At 65.5% G+C, this 20,365-nt stretch carries 20 protein-coding genes and 2 pseudogenes; 12 read left to right on the top strand and 10 right to left on the bottom strand.

Annotated features, from left to right (window positions below; translation table 11 throughout):
- Positions 1-251 precede the first annotated feature (251 nt).
- The 4 genes from NRG74_RS18255 to NRG74_RS18270 all read left to right on the top strand — a co-directional run bounded on the left by NRG74_RS18255 (position 252) and on the right by NRG74_RS18270 (position 3,605).
- A complete protein-coding gene (locus tag NRG74_RS18255) occupies positions 252-1,259 on the top strand; it encodes a methionine ABC transporter ATP-binding protein (RefSeq protein WP_257704997.1) in 1,008 nt (335 codons plus the stop codon).
- Positions 1,259-1,924, top strand: a complete 666-nt coding sequence (locus NRG74_RS18260) for a methionine ABC transporter permease (RefSeq protein WP_017639302.1) — start codon at positions 1,259-1,261, stop codon at positions 1,922-1,924. The genes NRG74_RS18255 and NRG74_RS18260 overlap by 1 nt, the downstream gene beginning before the upstream one ends.
- 51 nt (positions 1,925-1,975) lie before the next feature.
- Positions 1,976-2,758, top strand: coding sequence for a MetQ/NlpA family ABC transporter substrate-binding protein (locus tag NRG74_RS18265; RefSeq protein ID WP_371913873.1), 783 nt, complete (start codon positions 1,976-1,978; stop codon positions 2,756-2,758).
- A 70-nt stretch (positions 2,759-2,828) separates the two neighbouring features.
- Entirely contained in the window at positions 2,829-3,605 is a 777-nt protein-coding gene (locus tag NRG74_RS18270; RefSeq protein WP_044341151.1) for a MetQ/NlpA family ABC transporter substrate-binding protein, read from the top strand.
- A gap of 54 nt (positions 3,606-3,659) precedes the next feature.
- Here the strand turns inward: NRG74_RS18270 and NRG74_RS18275 are convergent, their stop codons facing one another.
- Entirely contained in the window at positions 3,660-4,808 is a 1,149-nt protein-coding gene (locus NRG74_RS18275) for an MFS transporter (RefSeq protein ID WP_257706615.1), read from the bottom strand.
- 174 nt (positions 4,809-4,982) lie between these two features.
- Between NRG74_RS18275 and NRG74_RS18280 the strand changes: the two genes are divergently transcribed.
- Entirely contained in the window at positions 4,983-5,150 is a 168-nt protein-coding gene (locus NRG74_RS18280) for a rubredoxin (protein ID WP_007161456.1), read from the top strand.
- A gap of 88 nt (positions 5,151-5,238) precedes the next feature.
- Here NRG74_RS18280 and NRG74_RS18285 read toward each other — a convergent pair whose 3' ends face one another.
- From NRG74_RS18285 to NRG74_RS18295, 3 genes are all read right to left on the bottom strand, one after another.
- Positions 5,239-5,514, bottom strand: coding sequence for an HU family DNA-binding protein (locus tag NRG74_RS18285; protein WP_017639309.1), 276 nt, complete (start codon positions 5,512-5,514; stop codon positions 5,239-5,241).
- Positions 5,515-5,937: 423 nt separating this feature from the next.
- On the bottom strand, positions 5,938-7,485 hold the full coding sequence (locus NRG74_RS18290) for a SulP family inorganic anion transporter (RefSeq protein ID WP_068384581.1): 1,548 nt from the start codon (positions 7,483-7,485) through the stop codon (positions 5,938-5,940).
- 209 nt (positions 7,486-7,694) lie between these two features.
- Positions 7,695-8,402: a carbonic anhydrase gene (locus tag NRG74_RS18295; RefSeq protein WP_017639311.1), complete on the bottom strand. Its 708-nt coding sequence runs from the start codon at positions 8,400-8,402 to the stop codon at positions 7,695-7,697.
- Positions 8,403-9,071: 669 nt separating this feature from the next.
- On the opposite strand from NRG74_RS18295, the pseudogene NRG74_RS24725 reads away from it, so the two are divergent.
- A pseudogene (locus NRG74_RS24725) lies at positions 9,072-9,794 on the top strand (MCP four helix bundle domain-containing protein); the annotation flags it as partial.
- 306 nt (positions 9,795-10,100) lie between these two features.
- Positions 10,101-10,697, top strand: a pseudogene (locus tag NRG74_RS24730) (methyl-accepting chemotaxis protein); the annotation flags it as partial.
- 42 nt (positions 10,698-10,739) lie between these two features.
- Here the strand turns inward: NRG74_RS24730 and NRG74_RS18305 are convergent.
- The 3 genes from NRG74_RS18305 to gloA form a co-directional block, all read right to left on the bottom strand.
- A complete protein-coding gene (locus NRG74_RS18305; protein WP_256562921.1) occupies positions 10,740-10,862 on the bottom strand; it encodes a hypothetical protein in 123 nt (40 codons plus the stop codon).
- A gap of 158 nt (positions 10,863-11,020) precedes the next feature.
- A complete protein-coding gene (locus NRG74_RS18310; RefSeq protein ID WP_017639314.1) occupies positions 11,021-12,619 on the bottom strand; it encodes a methyl-accepting chemotaxis protein in 1,599 nt (532 codons plus the stop codon).
- 225 nt (positions 12,620-12,844) lie between these two features.
- On the bottom strand, positions 12,845-13,369 hold the full coding sequence (gloA, locus tag NRG74_RS18315) for a lactoylglutathione lyase (protein ID WP_017639315.1): 525 nt from the start codon (positions 13,367-13,369) through the stop codon (positions 12,845-12,847).
- A 247-nt stretch (positions 13,370-13,616) separates the two neighbouring features.
- On the opposite strand from gloA, the gene NRG74_RS18320 reads away from it, so the two are divergent.
- Positions 13,617-13,808: a CsbD family protein gene (locus NRG74_RS18320; RefSeq protein ID WP_026083651.1), complete on the top strand. Its 192-nt coding sequence runs from the start codon at positions 13,617-13,619 to the stop codon at positions 13,806-13,808.
- Positions 13,809-13,857: 49 nt separating this feature from the next.
- On the opposite strand, the gene NRG74_RS18325 is transcribed toward NRG74_RS18320, so the two are convergent.
- Positions 13,858-14,589 carry a glutathione S-transferase family protein gene (locus tag NRG74_RS18325; RefSeq protein WP_257704998.1) on the bottom strand — a complete coding sequence of 244 codons (732 nt, stop codon included), beginning with the start codon at positions 14,587-14,589 and terminating at the stop codon, positions 13,858-13,860.
- 187 nt (positions 14,590-14,776) lie between these two features.
- Between NRG74_RS18325 and NRG74_RS18330 the strand changes: the two genes are divergently transcribed.
- The 4 genes from NRG74_RS18330 to NRG74_RS18345 all read left to right on the top strand — a co-directional run bounded on the left by NRG74_RS18330 (position 14,777) and on the right by NRG74_RS18345 (position 18,853).
- Positions 14,777-15,853: a glycosyltransferase gene (locus tag NRG74_RS18330; protein WP_257704999.1), complete on the top strand. Its 1,077-nt coding sequence runs from the start codon at positions 14,777-14,779 to the stop codon at positions 15,851-15,853.
- Positions 15,854-15,860: 7 nt separating this feature from the next.
- The gene (locus NRG74_RS18335) at positions 15,861-16,898 is read left to right on the top strand and encodes a hypothetical protein (protein ID WP_257705000.1); all 1,038 of its coding nucleotides are present in this window, start codon (positions 15,861-15,863) and stop codon (positions 16,896-16,898) included.
- Positions 16,895-17,737 (top strand): galactosyltransferase-related protein, encoded by an 843-nt coding sequence (locus NRG74_RS18340; RefSeq protein ID WP_257705001.1) that lies wholly within the window; start codon positions 16,895-16,897, stop codon positions 17,735-17,737. Before NRG74_RS18335 ends, NRG74_RS18340 begins: the two co-directional genes overlap by 4 nt.
- Before the next feature lie 126 nt (positions 17,738-17,863).
- Positions 17,864-18,853, top strand: a complete 990-nt coding sequence (locus NRG74_RS18345) for a YihY/virulence factor BrkB family protein (RefSeq protein ID WP_068384591.1) — start codon at positions 17,864-17,866, stop codon at positions 18,851-18,853.
- 359 nt (positions 18,854-19,212) lie between these two features.
- Here NRG74_RS18345 and gpmA read toward each other — a convergent pair whose 3' ends face one another.
- The gene (gene gpmA / locus NRG74_RS18350; RefSeq protein ID WP_257705002.1) at positions 19,213-19,959 is read right to left on the bottom strand and encodes a 2,3-diphosphoglycerate-dependent phosphoglycerate mutase; all 747 of its coding nucleotides are present in this window, start codon (positions 19,957-19,959) and stop codon (positions 19,213-19,215) included.
- 128 nt (positions 19,960-20,087) lie between these two features.
- Positions 20,088-20,315: a hypothetical protein gene (locus NRG74_RS18355; RefSeq protein ID WP_017639323.1), complete on the bottom strand. Its 228-nt coding sequence runs from the start codon at positions 20,313-20,315 to the stop codon at positions 20,088-20,090.
- Positions 20,316-20,365: the final 50 nt, after the last annotated feature.

The raw sequence follows: 20,365 nt of genomic DNA on the forward strand, positions 1-20,365 counted from the left end.
TTGCGTCCCCTACGGAATGTGGGGCGAATTCAGGCAGTCCTCTAGTGACTCGCGGTCCAGAGCCGGTGTTCCGTTTGGCTGATGCGAAGCGACGGGCTGTGCGCCTGGCGCTTGGTCATTGTCTGGGCTGGCCATATGCCTTTATTGGCGTAATACCCGACAACAAGTGCTAAGCAGATATAAGCGCGCACGTTAAACTGCGCGGCTGGATCACCATCCTGTTGTCTGACGTTACCCACAAGGTTTTTCCATTGATCGAATTCCACGCTGTCCACAAGACGTACCGCACGCGCGGTCGCGAGGTCGCGGCGCTCCAGCCGGTCGACCTGAGGATCGAAGCCGGCGAGATCTTCGGCCTGATCGGCCATTCGGGTGCCGGCAAGAGCACCCTGTTGCGCCTGATCAACCGCCTCGAAGCTCCCAGTGGCGGTCGCCTGCAGGTCGATGGCGCCGAGGTCACCACCCTGGGCGCGACCGAGCTGCGCGATTTCCGCCGCCGCATCGGCATGATCTTCCAGCACTTCAACCTGCTCTCGTCCAAGACCGTGGCGGCCAACGTGGCCCTACCGCTGGAACTGGCCGGCGGCCGTTCGCGGGCGCAGATCGCCCAGCGGGTCGAGGAGCTGCTGGCGCGGGTCGGGCTGTCCGACCAGGCGCGCAAGTACCCGGCGCAACTGTCCGGCGGCCAGAAGCAGCGCGTCGGCATCGCCCGCGCCCTGGCCACCGAGCCGAAGATCCTGCTCTGCGACGAGGCCACCAGCGCCCTCGATCCCCAGACCACCGCCCAGGTGCTGCAACTGCTGGCCGAGCTCAATCGCGAGCTGGGCCTGACCATCGTGCTGATCACCCACGAGATGGACGTGATCCGCCGCGTCTGCGACCGCGTCGCCGTGCTCGACGGCGGCGCCGTGGTGGAGCAGGGCACCGTGGCCGATGTCTTCCTGCATCCGCAGCACCCCACCACCCGCCGCTTCGTGTTCGAAGCCGAGCACCAGGACGAGGCCGAACTGGCCGACGCCTATGCCCATGTCGAAGGGCGCATCCTGCGCCTGACCTTCCGCGGCGAAGCCACCTATGCACCGCTGCTGGGCCATGTCGCCCGGGAGACCGGTGTGGACTACAGCATTCTCGGCGGTCGCATCGACCGCATCCGGGACGAGCCCTATGGCCAGCTCACCATCGCCCTGGTGGGCGGTGACCTGGACGCCGCCCTGGCTCGCTTCCAGGCCGCCGACGTCACCGTGGAGGTCCTGCGCTGATGGACGAACTCTTCAGCAACATCGACTGGGCCGAGATCTGGCAGGCGACCCAGGACACCCTGGCCATGCTTGGCTGGTCCATGCTCTTCACCCTGATCCTCGGCCTGCCGCTGGGCGTGCTGCTGTTTCTCACCAGCCGCCGCCAGTTGCTGGAGCAGCCGCTGGTCTACGGCATCCTCTCCTTCGTGGTCAATGTGCTGCGCTCGGTGCCCTTCATCATCCTGCTGATCCTGATGATCCCCATCACGGTCTGGCTGATCGGCACCTCCCTGGGCGTCGAGGGCGCCATCCCGCCGCTGGTGGTGGGCGCCGCGCCCTTCTTCGCCCGGCTGGTGGAAACCGCCCTGCGCGAGGTCGACCGCGGCATCATCGAGGCGACCCAGGCCATGGGCGCCAGTCTCTGGCAGATCGTCACCCGCACCCTGTTGCCCGAGGCCCTGCCCGGGCTGATCGCGGCCACCACCGTCACCGCCATCGCCCTGGTGTCCTACACCGCCATGGCCGGGGTGATCGGCGGCGGCGGCCTCGGCGATCTGGCCATTCGTTTCGGCTACCAGCGCTTCCAGACCGACGTCATGGTGGTCACGGTGCTCTTGCTGCTGGTGCTGGTCCAGGTACTGCAGATGGTCGGCGATCGGCTCGTCGCCCATTTCAGTCGTCGTTGATTCAGGCTTCATCCACTCGAAGGTTTTGCACAAGGAAAATCCCAGATGTCGCTGAAACGTACCCTGCTGTCCCTGGCCTTCGGCCTAGGTGTTGCCACCGCCGCCCAGGCCGCCGAGACCCTGACCGTTGCGGTCAATCCGGTTCCCCATGCGGAGATCCTGGAATTCATCAAGCCGCAGCTGGCCAAGGAAGGCGTGGACCTGAAGATCAAGGTCTTCACCGACTACATCCAGCCCGATCGCCAGACCGATCAGAAGCAGGTGGATGCCAACTACTTCCAGACCAAGCCCTATTACGCCAGCTACCAGAAGAGCAACCCGAGCAGCGACCAGGTGCCGGTGGTGGCGGTGCACGTCGAGCCCTTCGGTGCCTACTCGCAGAAGATCAAGGACATCAAGGAACTCAAGGACGGCGCCACCGTGGCCATCCCCAACGATCCGAGCAACTCCGGTCGTGCGCTCCTGCTGATCGCCAAGCAGGGCCTGATCACCCTCAAGGATCCGAGCAACGTCACCGCCACCCCGCGTGACGTCGTCGAGAATCCCAAGCACCTGAAGTTCAAGGAGCTGGAAGCCGCGACCCTGCCGCGCGTGCTGAACCAGGTCGACCTGGCGCTGATCAACGCCAACTACGCCCTGGAAGCCAAGCTGGTGCCGACCAAGGACGCCCTCTTCATCGAGAGCGGCGAGTCGCCCTATGCCAACCTGCTCTATACCCGCGCCGACAAGGCCAATGACCCGGCCATTCAGAAGCTGGCCAAGGCCCTGACCACTCCCGAGGTGAAGCAATTCATCGAGAAGAAGTACCAGGGCGCCGTCGTGCCCGCGTTCTAAGAACCTCGCTCCAGCTGCCGCCGGCGCCCCCAGAGGCACCGGCGGTTCCACCCCGCCTTAGGAAACTGCCATGAAGAAACTGCTCGCCACCGCCGCCCTGTTGGCCGCCAGCCTGACCGCCCACGCCGCCGAGACCCTCAGCGTCGCCGCCACCCCGGTGCCTCACGCGGAGATCCTCGAATTCGTCAAACCCCAGCTGGCCAAGGAAGGGGTGGACCTGCAGATCAAGGTCTTCACCGACTATGTGCAGCCCAATCTGCAGGTGGCCCAGAAGCGTCTGGACGCCAATTTCTTCCAGCACCAGCCCTACTTGGATGAATTCAACAAGAGCCGTGGCACCGACCTGGTGACCGTCGCCCAGGTGCACGTCGAGCCTTTCGGCATCTACTCGCAGAAGATCAAGAAGCTCGACGAAGTCCGCGAAGGCGCCGTCGTGGCCATCCCCAGCGACGCCACCAACGGCGGTCGCGCCCTGCTGCTGCTGGAGAAGGCCGGCCTGATCAAGCTCAAGGACAGCGCCAACATCCTCGCCACGCCCAAGGACATCGCCGAGAATCCCAAGAAGCTCAAGTTCAAGGAGTTGGAAGCCGCGACCCTGCCGCGCGTGCTGAATCAGGTCGACCTGGCGCTGATCAACACCAACTACGCCCTGGAAGCCAAGCTCAACCCGACCCAGGACGCCCTGCTGCTGGAAGGCAAGGAATCGCCCTACGCCAATATCCTGGTCGCCCGTCCGGACAACAAGGACAGCGACGCCGTGCAGAAGCTGGCCAAGGCGCTGAACACCCCGGCGGTGAAGCAGTTCATCGAAGAGAAGTACAAGGGTGCCGTGGTGCCCGCGTTCTGATCGTGGTTAGAAATGAAAAACGCCGGCCCAGTGCCGGCGTTTTTCATGGGCTGCTCAGGTCGGCTCGGTGACCGTCGCCGGTGCGCTGCCTCGGCGCCCAACGATCACCAGCAATACCGCGGCGCCGGCCGCCATCAGCAGCGGCAGGGCATGGCCGGTGAGCCATTGGCTGGCGGCGCCGGTGACCAGCGGACCGACCAGGCAGCCGAGGCCCCAGAGCTGGGCGATGCAGGCGTTGGCGCTGACCAGCTCGGCGTCACGGTAGCGCTCGCCCACCAGGATCAGTGCCAGGGTGAAGAGGCCGCCGGCGGTGGCGCCGAACAGCACCAGCAGCGGCCAGACGCCCGGGGTGTGCAGCAGCAGTGGCAAGGCCAGGCTGACCGCCAGCAGCCCCAGGGTGCAGCCTAGGAACAGGCCCTGGCGCGAGAGGCGGTCGGCGAGCAGGCCCAGGGGCAGCTGCAGCAGAGCATCGCCCACCACCACGGCGCTGACCATGTACAGCGCCAGTTGCTGGCCGAAGCCCTGGTTGAGGGCATAGACCGGCAGCAGGGTAAGGATCATCGCCTCGAAGCAGGCGAACAGCGCTACCGCCCAGGCGATGGCCGGAGCGCCGCGGCAGAAGTCCAGCAGCGCCTGCCAGGCGGCGGTGTGGCCGCCGGCGGCTGGGGCGCCTTGGCGACCGAGCAGCAGGGCGGCGCCACCGAGCATGAGCAGGGCGCCCAGCCAGAAGCCCTGGTCACCCTCGGTACCGAGCGCGCCCAGCAGCAGCGGACCGGCCAGTTGGCTTAGGGCGTAGCTGCTGCCGTAGAGGGCCACCAGGCGACCCCGCCAGCGATCGGTGATGACCTGGTTCATCCAGCTTTCGCCCAGCACGAAGACCAGGGTGAGGATGGCGCCGAGCGCCAGGCGCAGAAGCAGCCACAGGGGGTAGCTGGGCAGCAGCGACAGCAGAATCAGCGAGGCGGCACCCGTCACCAGGCATAGCTGCATCAGTCGTGGCGTGCCGACTCGTGAAGCGAGGCGCCCGGCCAGGCTGGCGCCGGTCAGGATGCCAATGGCCGGCGAGGCGGCCATGACACCGATGGCGAAGCTGCCATAGCCCCAGCCCTCCAGGCGCAGCGAGACCAGCGGCATCGACAGGCCGATGGCCAGGCCCACGCTGATGACACTGCCCAGTACGGCGAAATAGATGGCCCAGGGCATGGGGGAGGGTGAGGAAGTCATGGGCTTAGCCTAGCTGATGAACGCGGACGACGGACAGTCGTCAAGAGCCGCTATAGAGCCACCGGCAGCGGCCTGGGTTCTGGCACGGTTGGCCTTTGCCAGGCTTTCGCGTAGCGTGCGCGCTACCTGAAGCCGGTTGAGAGATAACAGAACATGCGGAAATGGCAGTGCATCGTGTGCGGCTATATCTATGACGAAGCCCTGGGCTGGCCGGACGACGGCATCGCTCCCGGAACGCGCTGGGAAGATGTGCCCGAGGATTGGTTGTGCCCGGATTGCGGCGTGGGCAAGGGTGACTTCGAGATGATCGCCATCGGCTGATCGGCTCCGCGTGCGCCACGCGGACACAAAAAAGGCATCGCACGAGCGATGCCTTGTGGCTGCAGCGGCCATCCCTGCCGCCTCATCCTCAGCCTTCGATGCTGTCCTTCAGTGCCTTGCCCGGCTTGAACGCCACCGTGTTGCTCGCACGAATCTTGACCGGCTCGCCGGTCTGGGGATTCTTCCCCATGCGAGCACCGCGATGACGCGGCAGGAAGGTACCGAAGCCGACCAGCGTCACGCTGTCCTTGCGGTGCAGCGCATTCGCGATCTCGTCCAGCAGCGTGTTGAGCACAACGTTGGCTTGTTCCTTAGGAAGTCCGACTTTTTCTGCAATCACAGTCGCCAATTCAGGCTTGCGCATAGCTACCTCTCGTGGAGTCATTTTTAGCCGTGTGGGCGTCGCATGGCTTTCCTGGCAAAGCGATTACCCCCGGGATAGAGGGTGGCCCGACACAAAGATCGTTGGTGCGACAAAAGTCGAACCAGATAGCGTTATAAGGCAAAGCCGAGAAGAGCGAAAGTTAATTAGCAGACTATTAGCCGTTGGTAGGATGACTGACCCCGGCTTCGGCCTTTATCCGCTGATTTGCGCACTATTTGTGGACAGATTGTCCACAATATGACCAATGGCGAGGCCGTCCAGATTTTAGCGAGATGCTCTGGCAAGCCACTGTTGGGTCGAATGGAGCGTCTTGATGTCAAGGCGTCTTTGCATCATTTCGTTACCAAAACGGCCGGATGGCGGAGCGACCAGAAGGCTCCGCCATCGCTAGCAAACCGGCGCCTAGGTCGACATCACCGTTTGCCCGGCGGAGGCCTGACCTTCCAGGCGCCGCTCCAGTGCCTTGGGCTCGATCACCAGGCGCATGCCATTGCTGGCCTGAGTGCGGCCCCAGTCTTCCAGCAGCTCCATGCAGGCGTGGTCGATATAGGAGACGCGTTCCAGGGGCACGTGCAGGGTGGTGCCCGGCTTGACCTGCTCCAGCACCTTGGTCAGCTGGGGCACGCGCAGGAAGGTTGCGGCGCCCACCAGGCGCAGGTCGGCCTGGTCCGGCTGGTCTTCGCGATAGGTCAGGCTGACCTTGAGCTGTGCCGCCTTGACCGCCAGGAAGGCGATCGACAGACCGAAGCCCACCAGCACCCCGGTCAGCAGATCGGTGGCGACGATCATCAGCGCGGTCAGGGCATAGATGGCCATGGGCGCGCGGCCATAGCGCTTGAGTCCGGTCAGCGACTTGGGATCGGCCAGCTTGACGCCGGTGAACACCAGTACGCCGGCCAGGCTCGCCACCGGTACCAGCTTGAGCACGAAGGGCAGGGCGGCGACGAAGGCCAGCAGCCAGAGGCCGTGGAAGATGGTGGAGGCGCGACTGGTGGCGCCGGCCTGGACATTGGCCGAGCTGCGCACGATGACGCCGGTCATGGGCAGCGCCCCGACGGCGCCGCAGAGCAGGTTACCGATGCCCTGGGCACCCAGTTCGCGGTCGAAGTGCGAGCGCGGCCCGTTGTGCATGCGGTCCACCGCGGCGGCCGAGAGCAGGGTCTCGGCACTGGCGATGAAGGCCAGGGCGAGGGCGGCTACCACCAGCTCGGCGTTGGCTAGCATGCCAAGATCGGCGAAGGTCACCCAGTCGATGGCATCGGCCAGGTTGTTGGGCACTTCGACCCGGCGGATGTCCAGCGCCAGCCAGAGACTGGCCAGGGTCGCCAGGGTCACGCCGATCAGCGCGCCGGGCAGGAAGCGTAGCGGCTGTGGGCGGAATTTCTCCCACAGCCACATGCTGGCGATGGTCAGCAGGCCGATCAGCGCCGCCTGGGCGCCGCTGCCACTGCCGTTCCACTGGCCGGCCGCGGTGAGGGCGGCGCCCGGGAAGGCCAGCAGATTGGACAGGCCCGACGCCGCTGGTTTGGCGTCCAGCATGACGTGCAGCTGCGAGAGCACGATGAGGATGCCGATGCCCGCGAGCATGCCGTAGACCACCGCTGGCGAGGTGACGCGGAACCAGGCACCCAGCCGGGTGAGACCGGCGACGAGCTGCATGAGACCGGCCAGTAGCAGTACCGGGCCCAGGGCCTCGAGGCCGTGCCGGTTGATCAGGTCGAACACCAGCACCACCAGGCCGGCGGCCGGACCACTGACCTGCAACGGCGAGCCGGCGAGAAAGCCGACCACTAGGCCACCGATGATGCCGGTGATGATGCCCTTGGCCGGTGGCATGCCGGAGGCGATGGCGATCCCCATGCACAGCGGCAGGGCGACCAGAAACACTACGAGTGAGGCCAGGGCGTCGCGCGACAGGTTGCGCCCCGGGGTCTGTTGATTGCCAAGCATGGTCCTGGTCCTCCAGCGACTAGGAAAAAGGTGCCCGCGCGTCATATCACGTCATATGACACGGTGCGGGATTCAGGCGGCTAGCGGAAAGGGTGGGCGATCCCGATGGAGCCCCAGGTAGGATCGTCCGGCGCGGTGCGCTGTTATAGGGACGGGTCCAGGGACCCGTCTCCGGGCGGCCAGCCGGCGAACCGGATGACCGCGGTGGATCAGGCCTGCTGCAGGCGCGGACGCGGGGTGGCGACTGGCATGTTTTCGCCATCCAGGGGCAGGAAGCGTTCCTGCTGGGCGTCGTAGGCCTTGATCTCGCTGGTCTCGATGGAATAGACCCAGCCGTGGATCTGCAGCTGACCACTGGCCAGACGCGAAGCCACCGAGGGGTGGGTGCGCAGGTGTACCAGCTGGGCCACTACGTTTTCCTCGGTCAGGAAACCCAGGGTGCCGCCGTGGCCGCAGTCGCAATGGCTATGGTCTTCGACCACGGTACGGGCGACCTCGGCATGGCGCAGCCAGACCTTTACCGTCGGCATCTTTTCCAGCGGATCGGGATTGAGTACGGCTTTCATGGCGCCGCAGTCGGAGTGGCCGCAGATGATGATGTGCTTCACGCCCAGGGCCACGACCGCGTATTCGATGGCGGTGGATACGCCGCCGTTCATCTGGCCGTAGGGGGGGACCACGTTGCCGACGTTACGGGTCACGAACAGATCGCCTGGCGAACTCTGGGTGATCAGTTCCGGGACGATGCGCGAGTCGGCGCAGGTGATGAACATGGCCTTGGGCGACTGTGCACTGGCGAGTTTCTTGAACAGCGCTTCCTGTTCGGGAAAGACATCCTGGCGGAAACGCTTGAAACCATCGACCAGCTGCAGGAGGGCCTCGTCGGGTGCGCCGAAGGTATCCGTGTTGTCGCTCATCTGTTTCTGACCTCTCTCAAGTACGCAATGGCAGCGGCAAGCGCTGGTTAGTGGCTAGACGCCCCCTGGCATCGCTTCGATACGCCCCGGCCATCTCGGGCTCTGGTGGCTTCATTTTCCGGCAATCCATCGCGTAGTCGGGCGGTGTCCTGGCACCCGGTGTCGCATCTTGGTGAACACAACCTTAATCCACGCTGAAACAATAGCTCGTGACCGACAACGCAGAAGATATTTCAAACTAATACTGAGATCATCCCGCCATTATCGCGACATGATCAGTGCATTTAGCCCTTTTATCGACACGAACCCTGCATTTCGCCACCGGATCACGCTTTTCCCCGTGAAGAAAATGTAAATCGCGATAGCCGAACAGATTTCCTTGATGATCAGTGGCTTGCGAGAGATGTGCAAAAATGTGAACACAATGCCGCTGGTGGAGATTGCTCGCCTTTCGCCCGCTTTGCATCCAGCCTGTGATCTGCGGCACAGTGCCGCAGCCTAGACCTTTCGCCAGCCTTTCAATAGCTCCAATGCCCTATGAGACAAGGGTTTGGTGGCTTTGCTCGACGCATGCTCCTGCAAGCCGTCCGGATCCAGGTCGATAATTGGCCTCAGGATCTGCCGCCAGCGGTCGATAGGGGAACTTTCCAGGCTCAACGGAAACTCTCCATGTCCTTTCGCAACCTCTCCATCGCGCGGCGCGCCACGCTTGGTTTCGCCTTTATCGGTCTGCTCCTGCTGCTGCTCGGCGGCACCGCCCTGGTCAAGATGAACGATATCCGCGCCTCGGGCCTGGCCATCGAAGAACGCGCCATGCCGCGCGTGGCCGCCCTCGACGAGCTGACCGCCCTGACCCTGCGCCTGCGGGTGCTCTCCTATCGTCTGCTGCTCAATCGCGAGCCGGAGATCATCGCCAAGACCCAGGCCTTGTTCCAGCAGCGCAACGGCCAGATGCGCGCCGCCCAGCAGCGCTACGAGGCCTTGATCCAGTCCGCCGAAGAACGCACCGCCTACGGTCGCTACGGCCAGTTGATCGCCCAGTACGACGGTCTGCAGCAGCGCATGCTGGCGTTTTCCGCCGCCGATCAGCTGGAGCCCCTGCGCCGGCTGCTCAATGAAGACCTGCTGGCCAACTCCGATGCGGTCAACGGGGTGCTCAGGCAACTCACCGATCTGGTCGACCAGCAGACCGCCGCCGCCAACGCCCAGTCCGCCACCGACTACAGTCGCGCCATCCAGTGGCTGGTGGTGCTGCTGGCTGCCACCGCGGGGTTGACCGTGGTCTTCGCCTGGCTGCTGATCCGCAGCATCACCCAGCCCATCGCCCGGGCCGTGCGGGCGGCCGAGGTGATCGCCACCGGCGACCTCAGCGAAGAGATCCACAGCGAAGGCCGCGACGAGGCCGCGCGCCTGTTGCAGGCCATGAAGACCATGCAGGGCCAGCTGCGCCAGACCCTGCAGGGCATCCTTGGCTCGGCCACCCAGCTCGCCTCGGCAGCGGAAGAACTCAATGCGGTGACCGATGAATCCAGTCGCGGTCTGCAACGCCAGAACGCCGAGATCGAACAGGCCGCCACCGCGGTGAACCAGATGTCATCGGCGGTGGACGAGGTGGCGCGCAACGCCGTCAACACCTCCCAGGCGTCCCAGGAGTCGGCCGGTGTGGCCCGTGATGGCCGCGATCTGGTGCAGGAAACCGTGGGCGCCATCGCCACCATGAGCGAGGATGTCCAACACGGCGCCACCCTGGTGGGCGATCTGGCGGTCCAGGTCAACGACATCGGCAAGGTGCTGGATGTGATCCGCAGCGTGGCCGAACAGACCAACCTGCTGGCGCTCAACGCCGCCATCGAGGCGGCGCGCGCCGGCGAGGCCGGTCGTGGCTTCGCGGTGGTGGCCGACGAGGTGCGGGCGCTGGCCCATCGCACCCAGGAATCGACCCGCGAGATCGAGACCTCCATCGGCACCATCCAGCAGGGTACCGATCAAGCGGTGGCGGCGATGCGCAGCAGCACCGAGCGCGCCCAGTCCACTCTGGAAGTGGCGCGCGGTGCCGGCCATGCCCTGGAGCGCATCCATGGCGCCATCGGCGGCATCAACGAACGTAACCTGGTCATCGCCAGCGCGGCGGAAGAGCAGGCCCAGGTCGCCCGCGAGGTGGATCGCAACCTGGTGAACATTCGCGAGTTGTCGGTCCAGACCGCCGCGGGTGCCGAGCAGTCCAGCGCCGCCAGCGCCGAGCTGTCGCGCCTGGCCGTGGACCTCAATGGGCTGGTGACGCGCTTCCGCCTGTGACCCTGGCGCGTCCGGTCGCTGTGGTGACCGGACGCTGCGCCACTAGCCGGGACCGAGCAGCTGCAGCACGCCGGTCAACAGCACCAGCAGGCCCAGGGGCGAGGCGAGAACGGACAGCAGCAGGCACCTCAGGCGAGGGCCGCGCGGGGTAGGGCAGGTCGTCATGACGTCAGGCAGCTCCGTAGCGAAAACCGGCGCCACGCTGGGCGCCCGGGGCCAATTTTCGCCTGTACCGGCAGCGACGTCATGCCAAGAAAAGGTAAAGATGGGTAAAGCCACCGCTGCCCCGGGATGACTCTTCCCGGGAGCGACGGCGCGCCGGGCTAGACGCGGAAGCGCGCGGCCAGGCTGTGGATCTCGCGGGTCAGCTCGGCGAGCTGGCGACTGGAGGTCTCGATCTGGTCGGCGCCGCGCTTGGACACGCCTGCCAGTTCGCGGATGTTGATCAGGTTGCGATCCACCTCGCGGGCGACCTGGGCCTGCTCCTCGGCGGCGCTGGCGATGACCAGGTTGCGCTCGTTGATATCGCCGATAGCGACAAAGATGTGCTCCAGGCTCTGGCCGGTGCGCTCGGTGGTCTCGAGGGTGGTACCGGCCAGGGTGTTGCTGCGCTGGATGGCGGTTACCGCCTGGCCGGTGCCGGCCTGGATGTTGCCGATCATCTGCTCGATCTCCAGGGTCGACTGGCGGGTGCGCTGGGCCAGGCTGCGCACCTCGTCGGCCACCACGGCGAAGCCACGCCCGGCATCGCCGGCACGGGCGGCTTCGATGGCGGCGTTGAGCGCCAGCAGATTGGTCTGCTCGGAGACCGCGCGGATCACGTCCAGCACCTTGCCGATCTGGTTGGCCTGCTGCGCCAGACTGGCGATCACGGCTTCACTTTCGTTGACCGTGGTCTGCATGCTCTGCAATTCGCTGAGGACCTGGGCCACCTGGCCACGACTGCCGGTGGCGAGGCGATCGGATTCGCGGGCGGTATCCGAGGTGGAGGCGGCATTGCGTGCCACCTCTTCCACGGCGGTGGTCATCTCGGTCACCGCGGTCACGGCCTGTTCCAGTTCCTGTTGCTGCTGGTTCAGGGTGCGATTGCTCTGGGCGGTGACCTGGCCCAGTTCCTGGGCGGCGCCGTCGAGTTGCTCGGCGGTGCGATTGAGCTGGGCCAGGGTGTCGCGCTGGCGGCGTTGCAGGGTGGCGAGGCCGGCGAACAGCTGGCCGATCTCGTCATGGCTGCGCACCTCGATGCGGCGGGTCAGATCGCCTTCGCTCATGGCGGCGAAGTGCTCGCCGGCTTCGTTCAACGGGGCCAGCACCCGGCGGGCGATGAACCAGCCGGAGAGCACCGCCAGCAGCAGGGTCAGACCGACCAGTACCAGGGTGCCGATCTCGGCCTGCAGCACGCGGCTGTCGGAGGCGGCCAGGGTGGCGTCGATGCGCCCGGTGATCTCGTCGGTAAAGACCTTGCGGGTGTCGGCGAAGGCGGTGCTGGCGTCCTTGGCGCCATCGCTGATGCGGATGTAGCCCGGCAGATCACCGGCGCGGCAGGCCTTGATCTGATTTTCCACGATGACCTTGTAGGCATCGAAGGCCTTGAGCATGGCATCGATCTGGCCGCGCAACTTGGGCTCGGTGGTGCTGGCCAGCATCTCGGTGATCAGCGTGCGGGCGATGTTCAGGCGTTCCAGCGCCAGCACCGTGCCTTTTTCGGCCTTGGCCGCATCGCCATTGACCCTATCGAGCATGGCGGTATGGGAGTTGGCACTGGCGCGGCTGATCCAGGTGGCGGCGTTGTTGACCTTGTCCAGCTGCTCCATGGTCAGACTATCCAGGTCGCGGATCTGCTGGGCACTGGTCCGGGCGCTGAGCCACCCATACAGACAAGCCAGCAGCAGGCAGGCGACGAACAGGCTGAGGACGCTGTACATCCCCGTCCGAATTCTTGTTGTTTTTTTCATGATGGGCTCTCTGAAGACGTCGCTGGCTGGGGTCGCAATACGACTTTGGTAAGGCTATTCGCCAGCAGTACGCCAAAGGCATGAGCAGGCGTCGATGGCTTGGAGCCAGTCGGTATCAGTTAAGCGCCGAAAAGTCGTCGGATGTCTTCAGAAGGGCAGGCAGGGTGGGCCCGACGGACGCCGGGCCCGGAGGGATCAGGACAGCGGGGTGAACTGGATGACTTCGACCCAGTAGCCGTCGGGGTCCTTGATGAAGGCGATTTCCTTCATGCTGCCGTCGGTCAGGCGCTTCTGGAAAGCCACGCCCAACTGCTCGAAACGCTCGCAGGCGGCGCGGATGTCCGGGACCGCCACGCAGGTATGGCCGAAGCCACGCGGATCGCTGTTGCCGTTGTGGTAGCTGAAGGCGGCATCGTTCTCGGTGCCATGGTTGTGGGTCAGCTCGAGAATGCCCGGCGTGGATTTGCGCCAGCGCTGGCGGGCTTCCGGGTCTGTGGGCACCTGGTTGCGATCGACCAGGGCGAGGAAGGTCAGGCTGAACTTGGCGTCCGGAAAGTCCTTGTGATCGACCACGGTGAAACCCAGTACGCGGGTATAGAAGTCCAGCGAGGTCTCCAGGTTCTTGACCCGCAGCATGGTGTGGTTAAAGACGAACTCGCGGGTGGCGGCGTCGGGCTGGGCGGTCACGCCCGGCAGGTTGTCGAATTGGCTCAGCGACATCAGAAGTCTCCATTGAAGGGGTGTGGAATTTGGAGAGGCGGCCTTGCGCAACGTTCCCGCCAAGGGGCGGCGGCTGGGCAATCGCTCACGAAAAAGGGCGGGAAGTCTAAAGGCTTCCAGGGCCGCTGCCCAAAGCTTCCTGAGGCTCCTGGCCGCTACGCTGGGCGACGAGTGGTCGAAACCACCCGGTTAGAGCCGTAGTCGGATTTTACAAGCGCACTGCCTGTGCGATCCCAAGGAGACTGATATGAGCAGCACCAGCGACAAGATCAAGGGTACCGCCAAAGAAGTGGCCGGCAAGGTCAAGCAAGGCGTCGGCGATGCCACCGACAACTCGCGTATGAAAGGCGAGGGTCGTGCCCAGGAAGCCGAAGGCAAACTGCAAAAGAACGTGGGCAAGGGTAAGGAAGCGGTCAAGAACACCATCGACCGCGCCTGAATCCAGCCACAGTGAAAAGGCCGCCCCCGGGCGGCCTTTTCTTTGCCCGTCAGGTCGGATCCAGCTCCGGATAGTGACGGAAGATGCCGTTCTCGCTGAACGGCAGGCGGCGCGACGAGGCCAGGTAGGCGGCGATGTTGGGCAGGGCCGCCACCCGTTCGGCCACGGCCAGGACCCGCGGGATCTCCGGGGCGAGACGATGCATGGCGTTGGGGAAGGCATAGGTCAGGCCGGCCACCACCTGGAACAGCGATAGGTCGACATAGGAGCGCCGCTCGCCCACCAGCCAGGTATCACCCGCCGGGTTGTAACCCAGCACTCGTTCGAAATAGCTCAGATAGGTACGGATTCGCTCGCCGGCAAAGGCCTTGGCCCGGCGCCGGGCTTCGTCCTGCTGCTCTTCATAGGTCAGGGAGATGGCCACCGGATGATGGACATCGTGGGCCTCGGCGGTGAGGTCGGTGATGGTCAGTTGCAGGCCATGTATCCAGAAGCGCGACTCCTCGTCCGGCGGCACCAGGTCCAGCTGCGGCCCCAGGTACTGGAGGATGTTGGCGACATGGGAAACGACCTCGTCGCCGGCCTTGAGAAAGGGCGGGGCGAAGGGTGGGCGTTGGGTCTGCTTGCCTTGCAGGTAGTCCTCCATGGCGGGCACGCCCAGGCCTTCGTCCTCCGGGGCGTTGCCCACATCCAGGTAGTCCGCGCCGGCTTCTTCGAGCGCCAGGCGGACGAATTCGCCGCGGCCCTGGATGCTGGGCCAGTAGTGCAGTTCATAACGCATGGAAACCTCCGTCGTCTGCTGGGAATACGGGTCCAGGAAGGCTGACTCCCTGCGGGGTTCGGAGGTTTTCCCGCCGCGCGGCTTTCACGACGAAGCGCACAACCAATTCCCATCGCTGAGACTCCTATCAACCAGCGGCTAGCAATGAGGACGGTGGGATGACGGTTAACAGCAAGCGGACGGCTCCATGCGCATAGGCATTCTCACCCACGTGAAACACCCGGTACGCCAGCCGTTCGCCGGCGGTCTCGAGGCCTTCACCTACGACATCACCCTGCAACTGCGCGAGCGTGGCCATGGGGTGACTCTGTTCGCCAGTTCGGCTTCGGCGCCGGAGCTGGAGGTGGTACCCATCCTCGACGACGGCAACTACGGGACGGATGGTTGCCGGCGCAAGCGCAACGTACTCAGCTCCGAGTACCTCGACGAGCACCACGGCTATCTCGACTGCATGCAGCGCATCGACAGCCATGGCTTCGACGTCATTTTCAACAATGCCCTGCACTATGTGCCGGTGACCATGTCCGGGCTGATCCGCACGCCCATGCTCACGGTGCTGCATACCCCGCCGTTCTTCGAGTTGATCAACGCCATCGGCGAATTGCACAAGCGCGGTGGCGGTCATTACTGCACCGTGTCCCAGGCCAATGCCGACAACTGGGCGCACCTGGCGCCGGCCTGCCACGTGATTCCCAACGGCATCGATCTCGACGCCTGGCGGCCACGCGGTACCCCAATCGGCGACCATGCGCTCTGGTTCGGTCGCCTGGTGCCCGACAAGGGGCCGCACCTGGCGCTGGACGCCGCACGGGCGGCCGGTGTGCCCCTGCGCCTGGCTGGCCAGGCCACCGACGAGCGTTACTTTCGCCAGGAGATCGCGCCGCGTCTGGGTGACCAGGCCGTTTACCTCGGTCACCTGGACCGCACCGCCCTGGCCGCTGAAGTCGCCCAGGCACGCGCCTGCCTGGTGACCCCTTGCTGGGACGAACCCTTCGGCCTGATCGTCGCCGAGGCGCTGGCCTGTGGTACGCCGGTGTCGGCCTTCGCCCGCGGTGCCCTGCCGGAACTCCTCACCGCCGAGACCGGCGCCCTGGCCCCGCCGGGTGATGTCCCGGCCCTGGCCGCAGCCCTGCGCGAGGCCCTGTCGTTGTCCCGCGAGGCCTGCCGAGCGCGGGCCGAGGCCCAGTGGAGCCATCGCCTGATGATCGATCGCTACGAGCGCCTGCTCGCCGATGTCGCCGCCGGTCGGGTGGCCCGTGGCTAGACCGCCCGTGGCTGAGCTGAACATCGGCTACTACGCCCACCATCACGGCGCCGGCCATGTGACCCGAGCCCTGGCCATCGCCGCCGCCTTCGATGGCCCCCTGACCCTGTTCGGCAGTCGCCTGCCCGAACAGGTGGAGCTGCCCAACGTCCAGCTCTGCCCGCTGCCGCCCGACGTGGCCCCGGGTGTCGAGGGCGAAGCCTTCGCCTGCCTGCACTATGCGCCGCTGGGAGTGGCAGGGCTGCGCGAGCGCATGGGCCTGCTGGTGGACTGGTTTCGCCGCGCCTGGCCCTGTCTGCTGGTGGTCGACGTCTCGGTGGAGGTGGCACTGCTGGCCAGGCTGTGTGGCGTGCCGACGATCTATCTGCGTCAGCGCGGCAGCCGCTTCGATGCCGCCCACGAACTGGCCTATGCCAGTGCCAGCCGGTTGTTGGCACCCTATCCGGAACATCTGGAAGAACCCGCCACTCCAGCCATCTGGCGAGCCAAGACCTGCTATACCGGCAGCCTGTCGCGCTATGCCGGGCAACGACGCGACAGCCTGCGCGAGCCCGGCACGGTCACCGTCATCGCCGGCCATGGCGGCACCGCCTTCAGCCGCGCGCGACTGGTCGCCGCGGCGCGCGCCTGTCCCGCCTGGCGCTGGACGGTGCTGGGTCCGGTGGCGGAGGACGCCACCGTGGCGCCGGCCAATCTGAGTTTCCTCGGCAGCGTCGCCAATCCCGCGCCCTGGCTGACCCGCGCCGAGCTGGTGGTCGGCTCGGCGGGTGACAGCCTGGTGGCGGAGCTGGCCGATCTGCGCTGTCGCTTCATCTGCCTGCCGGATGCCCGGCCCTTCGACGAGCAACTGTCCACCGGGCGCCTGCTGGCCATGCAGGGCCTGGCGCTCACCGGCGAAACCTGGCCCGCTGACGATGACTGGCCAGAGCTGCTGGCCAGGGCACGCGGGCTCGATCCCGAGCGCTGGGCGGCGGTAGGCGATGGCGAGGGCGCCCGGCGCGCCGCGGCCTGTATTCGGCAGGTCGCCCAGGAGGTGCTGACATGATCGTCCTGACCCTGGTCCATGGCCGCGAGCGGCAACTGGCCAACCTGATCCGCGGCCTGGAGCTGGCGCCGACCCCGCCCGCCGCCCTGGTGGTGGTGCAGATGAACGAGGCACCACGCGCACTGCACAGCTCGCGCTTTCCGATCCAGGTACAGGCGGTCGAAGGCGACGGCATCCTGCCCCTGGCCGCCGCGCGCAATGCCGCCGTGGCCGCTGCACCCGGCGAGGCGCTGGTGTTTCTCGATGTGGACTGCATCCCCGCACCAGACCTGCTCGATGCCTATCGCCGGGCGCTGGCCGCGCGCCCCGACGCCCTGCACCAGGGCTTCGTCCACTATCTGCCGGCCGGCGTCGCGGAAGGTGACTGGACCCCGGAGGCGCTGCTCGCCTCGGGCGTCGTCCATCCCCTGCACCGGGATCGACCGAGCGGGGAGATGATTCCTCATCCGCTGTTCTGGTCGCTGAATTTCGCCTGCATGCGCGCCACCTTCAGCCGCATCGGCGGTTTCGACGAGGGCTATCGTGGCTATGGCGGCGAGGACACCGATTTCGCCTTTCGTGCCCGTGACGCGGGGGTGCCCGTCTATCAGGCCGAGGCGCGCGCCTTCCACCAGTACCACCCGACCTATCACCCGCCGCTCAACCACTTCGCCAGTATCCTGGAGAATGCCCGGCGCTTTCAGGCGCGCTGGGGGCTCTGGCCCATGGAGGGCTGGTTGCGCGAATTCGCCGCCGCCGGCTTCATCCACTTCGATGAACGTCGCGGGATAGAGGCGCTCCGGGTGCCCACGGCCGCCGAGATCGCCGCCTGCCGGGATGCCTCCGGTTCCGGCTTCTGACGACGGCGCGCAACCAACCCGGCTGCCGCCACTCTGAAGGTAGGGCGGTCTGCAAAAGCCGCCGGGCGCAGGCCGTGCAGGCCCGCTCCAGGAATCCTTCGTGAGGAATGTTCGTCAGGAGCCGTTATGTCCTTGTTTGCCTTCAGCCTGCGCGGCATTTCGCCGTTCACCCTCGTCAAGCGTGCCGTCCAGGAATTCGTGGCCGACGACATGCCCACCTATGCGGCAGCGCTGGCCTACCAGATGCTGTTCTCGCTGTTTCCCTTCCTGCTGTTCCTGATCGCCCTGATCGGTTTCCTGCACCTGCCGGACTTCTTCACCTTCCTGCGCGAACAGGCCGCCTACCTGCTGCCGGTCACCGCGCTGGACACGGTCAATCCCATCATCGACCAGCTGCAGACGCAGAAGGGCGGCCTGCTGTCCTTCAGTATCATCGTCGCCCTCTGGTCCGCCTCGGGTGGCTTCCGCTCGCTGATGACCGCCATGAACAGCGCCTACGACGTGGTGGAAAGCCGCCCGGCCTGGAAGCGCATTCCCCTGTCGGTGCTGCACACCATTGGCCTTGCCGGGCTGCTGCTCAGCGCTGCCGCCCTCATGGTGCTGGGCCCCCAGGTGATGAACTGGCTGGCCGCCTATGTCGGGCTGGAAGACTACATGGTCACCCTCTGGGCGCTGATCCGCTGGCCGCTGGCCGTAGCCCTGCTGATGATCGCCGTGGCAGCGCTCTACTACGTCACCCCGGACGTGAAGCAGAGCTTTCGCTTCATCACCCCGGGCTCGGTGCTGGCAGTGGTGGTCTGGATCCTGGCGTCCCTGGGCTTTGGCTACTACGTGCAGAACTTCGCCAACTACAACGCCACCTACGGCAGCATCGGCGCCATCATCGTCTTGCTGCTGTACTTCTATCTGTCTTCGGCGGTGCTGCTGTTCGGCGCGGAGATCAATGCGGTGATCGAACACCACAGCGACGAAGGCAAGGAAAAGGGCGAGAAGAGCCCGGGCGACGGTGGGGTAGAAGCCGACGAAGAGATTCAGGCGGGTCAGGACGAGGGCGCCCAGCGAGAAGGCGTCCTGGGTGAGGCGCGGGTGGTAAAGCGCCCGAATGACCGAACCTGAGTGGTAGGGTGGATGACGGCGCCGCCTTATCCACCGTTCCCCTGCGGCCCTGGTTGTGGAAAACGCCAGGCGGTTTTCCCTTCCGCGGGTCTTGGCGTACTGGCGTAGTGGCCATGGGCCGCGCCAGTATCGTAGGTTGGGCTGAGACGGCTTCCCCGTCGAAGCCCAACATGGCCAGCACCTTGAGGCGAGACCTATCGGGCTTCGCTGTGCTCAACCCAACCTACGGCGACCCGTGACCACGATAGGTCAGCCGTCGGCAGGGTGGATAATGGCTTCAGCCTTATCCACCGCTCACACCTCGTCGACCCTGTGGAAAACCGTGCAAGGTCTCCACCAGAGAACGGACGAAAGAGGCCTTACTTCGCCTTGCCCTGATTGGCCACCGCGGCCATCTTGGCAGCGACCTCATCCGGGTCGGCCAGGTAGTAGTGCTTGGTGGGCTTGAGGTCTTCGTCGAACTCGTACACCAGCGGCACGCCGTTGGGGATGTTGAGGCTGACGATGTCGTTGTCGGAAATGTTGTCCAGGTACTTGATCAGGGCGCGCATGGAGTTGCCATGGGCGACTACCAGCACACGTTGGCCACTGCGAATGGCCGGGGCCAGGACTTCGTTCCAGTAGGGCAGGACGCGTTCGACGCAATCCTTGAGGCACTCGGTGCGCGGCACCTGATCCAGCGACAGACCGGCATAGCGCGGATCGGCGGCCAGGGCCTGCTGCTCCTCGACGCTCTGCTCGGGCGGCGGTACGTCGTAGCTGCGGCGCCAGACCAGGACCTGCTCTTCACCGAACTTGGCAGCGGTCTCGGACTTGTTCAGACCGGTCAGGCCACCATAGTGACGTTCGTTGAGGCGCCAGTCGCTCACCACTGGCAGCCACATCTGGTCCATGCCTTCCTGCACGTGCCACAGGGTGCGCACGGCGCGCTTGAGCACCGAGACGTGGGCCACGTCGAAAAGGAAGCCGGCGTCCTTGAGTGCCTTGCCGCCCTCGTGGGCCTCGCGGATCCCCTGTTCGGTCAGATCCACATCCGCCCAGCCACTGAAGCGGTTTTCCAGGTTCCACGCCGACTGGCCATGGCGGATGAATACGACTTGCGACATGCGACCTCCATCTTGGGATTCATTGTTTGGCTCACGCCTACGCGAAGCTGTGCCAAACATACCGCAGATGGAGGCTGCCGGCATGGGCATCACGGAAACCGTGATGCGTCCGGCACTCGCAGGGAGCCTTAGGCCACCAGGGCGCGACGGGTACGGGCGATGACCCGCTCCAGGCCGTCGGCAGCGTTGTACTGCTCGGGGTAGAGGCGCTCGCTACGACAGGCGACACCGCGCTCGTCGATCACGGTGAAACTGAAGCCGCCCTTGCGCGAAGCCGGGGTGGTGATGCATTGAAACGGCGCGAAGGCCGCTTGGAGGTGTTGCATGGCCGCAATGGCCTGATTTTGAATGTTCATCTAACTATCCTTGGGATCCACGCTCAGTCGGCGCGGTGAAATAACTCCAG

It is taken from the genome of Pseudomonas oryzihabitans (assembly GCF_024652905.1).
Lineage (GTDB): Bacteria > Pseudomonadota > Gammaproteobacteria > Pseudomonadales > Pseudomonadaceae > Chryseomonas > Chryseomonas benzopyrenica.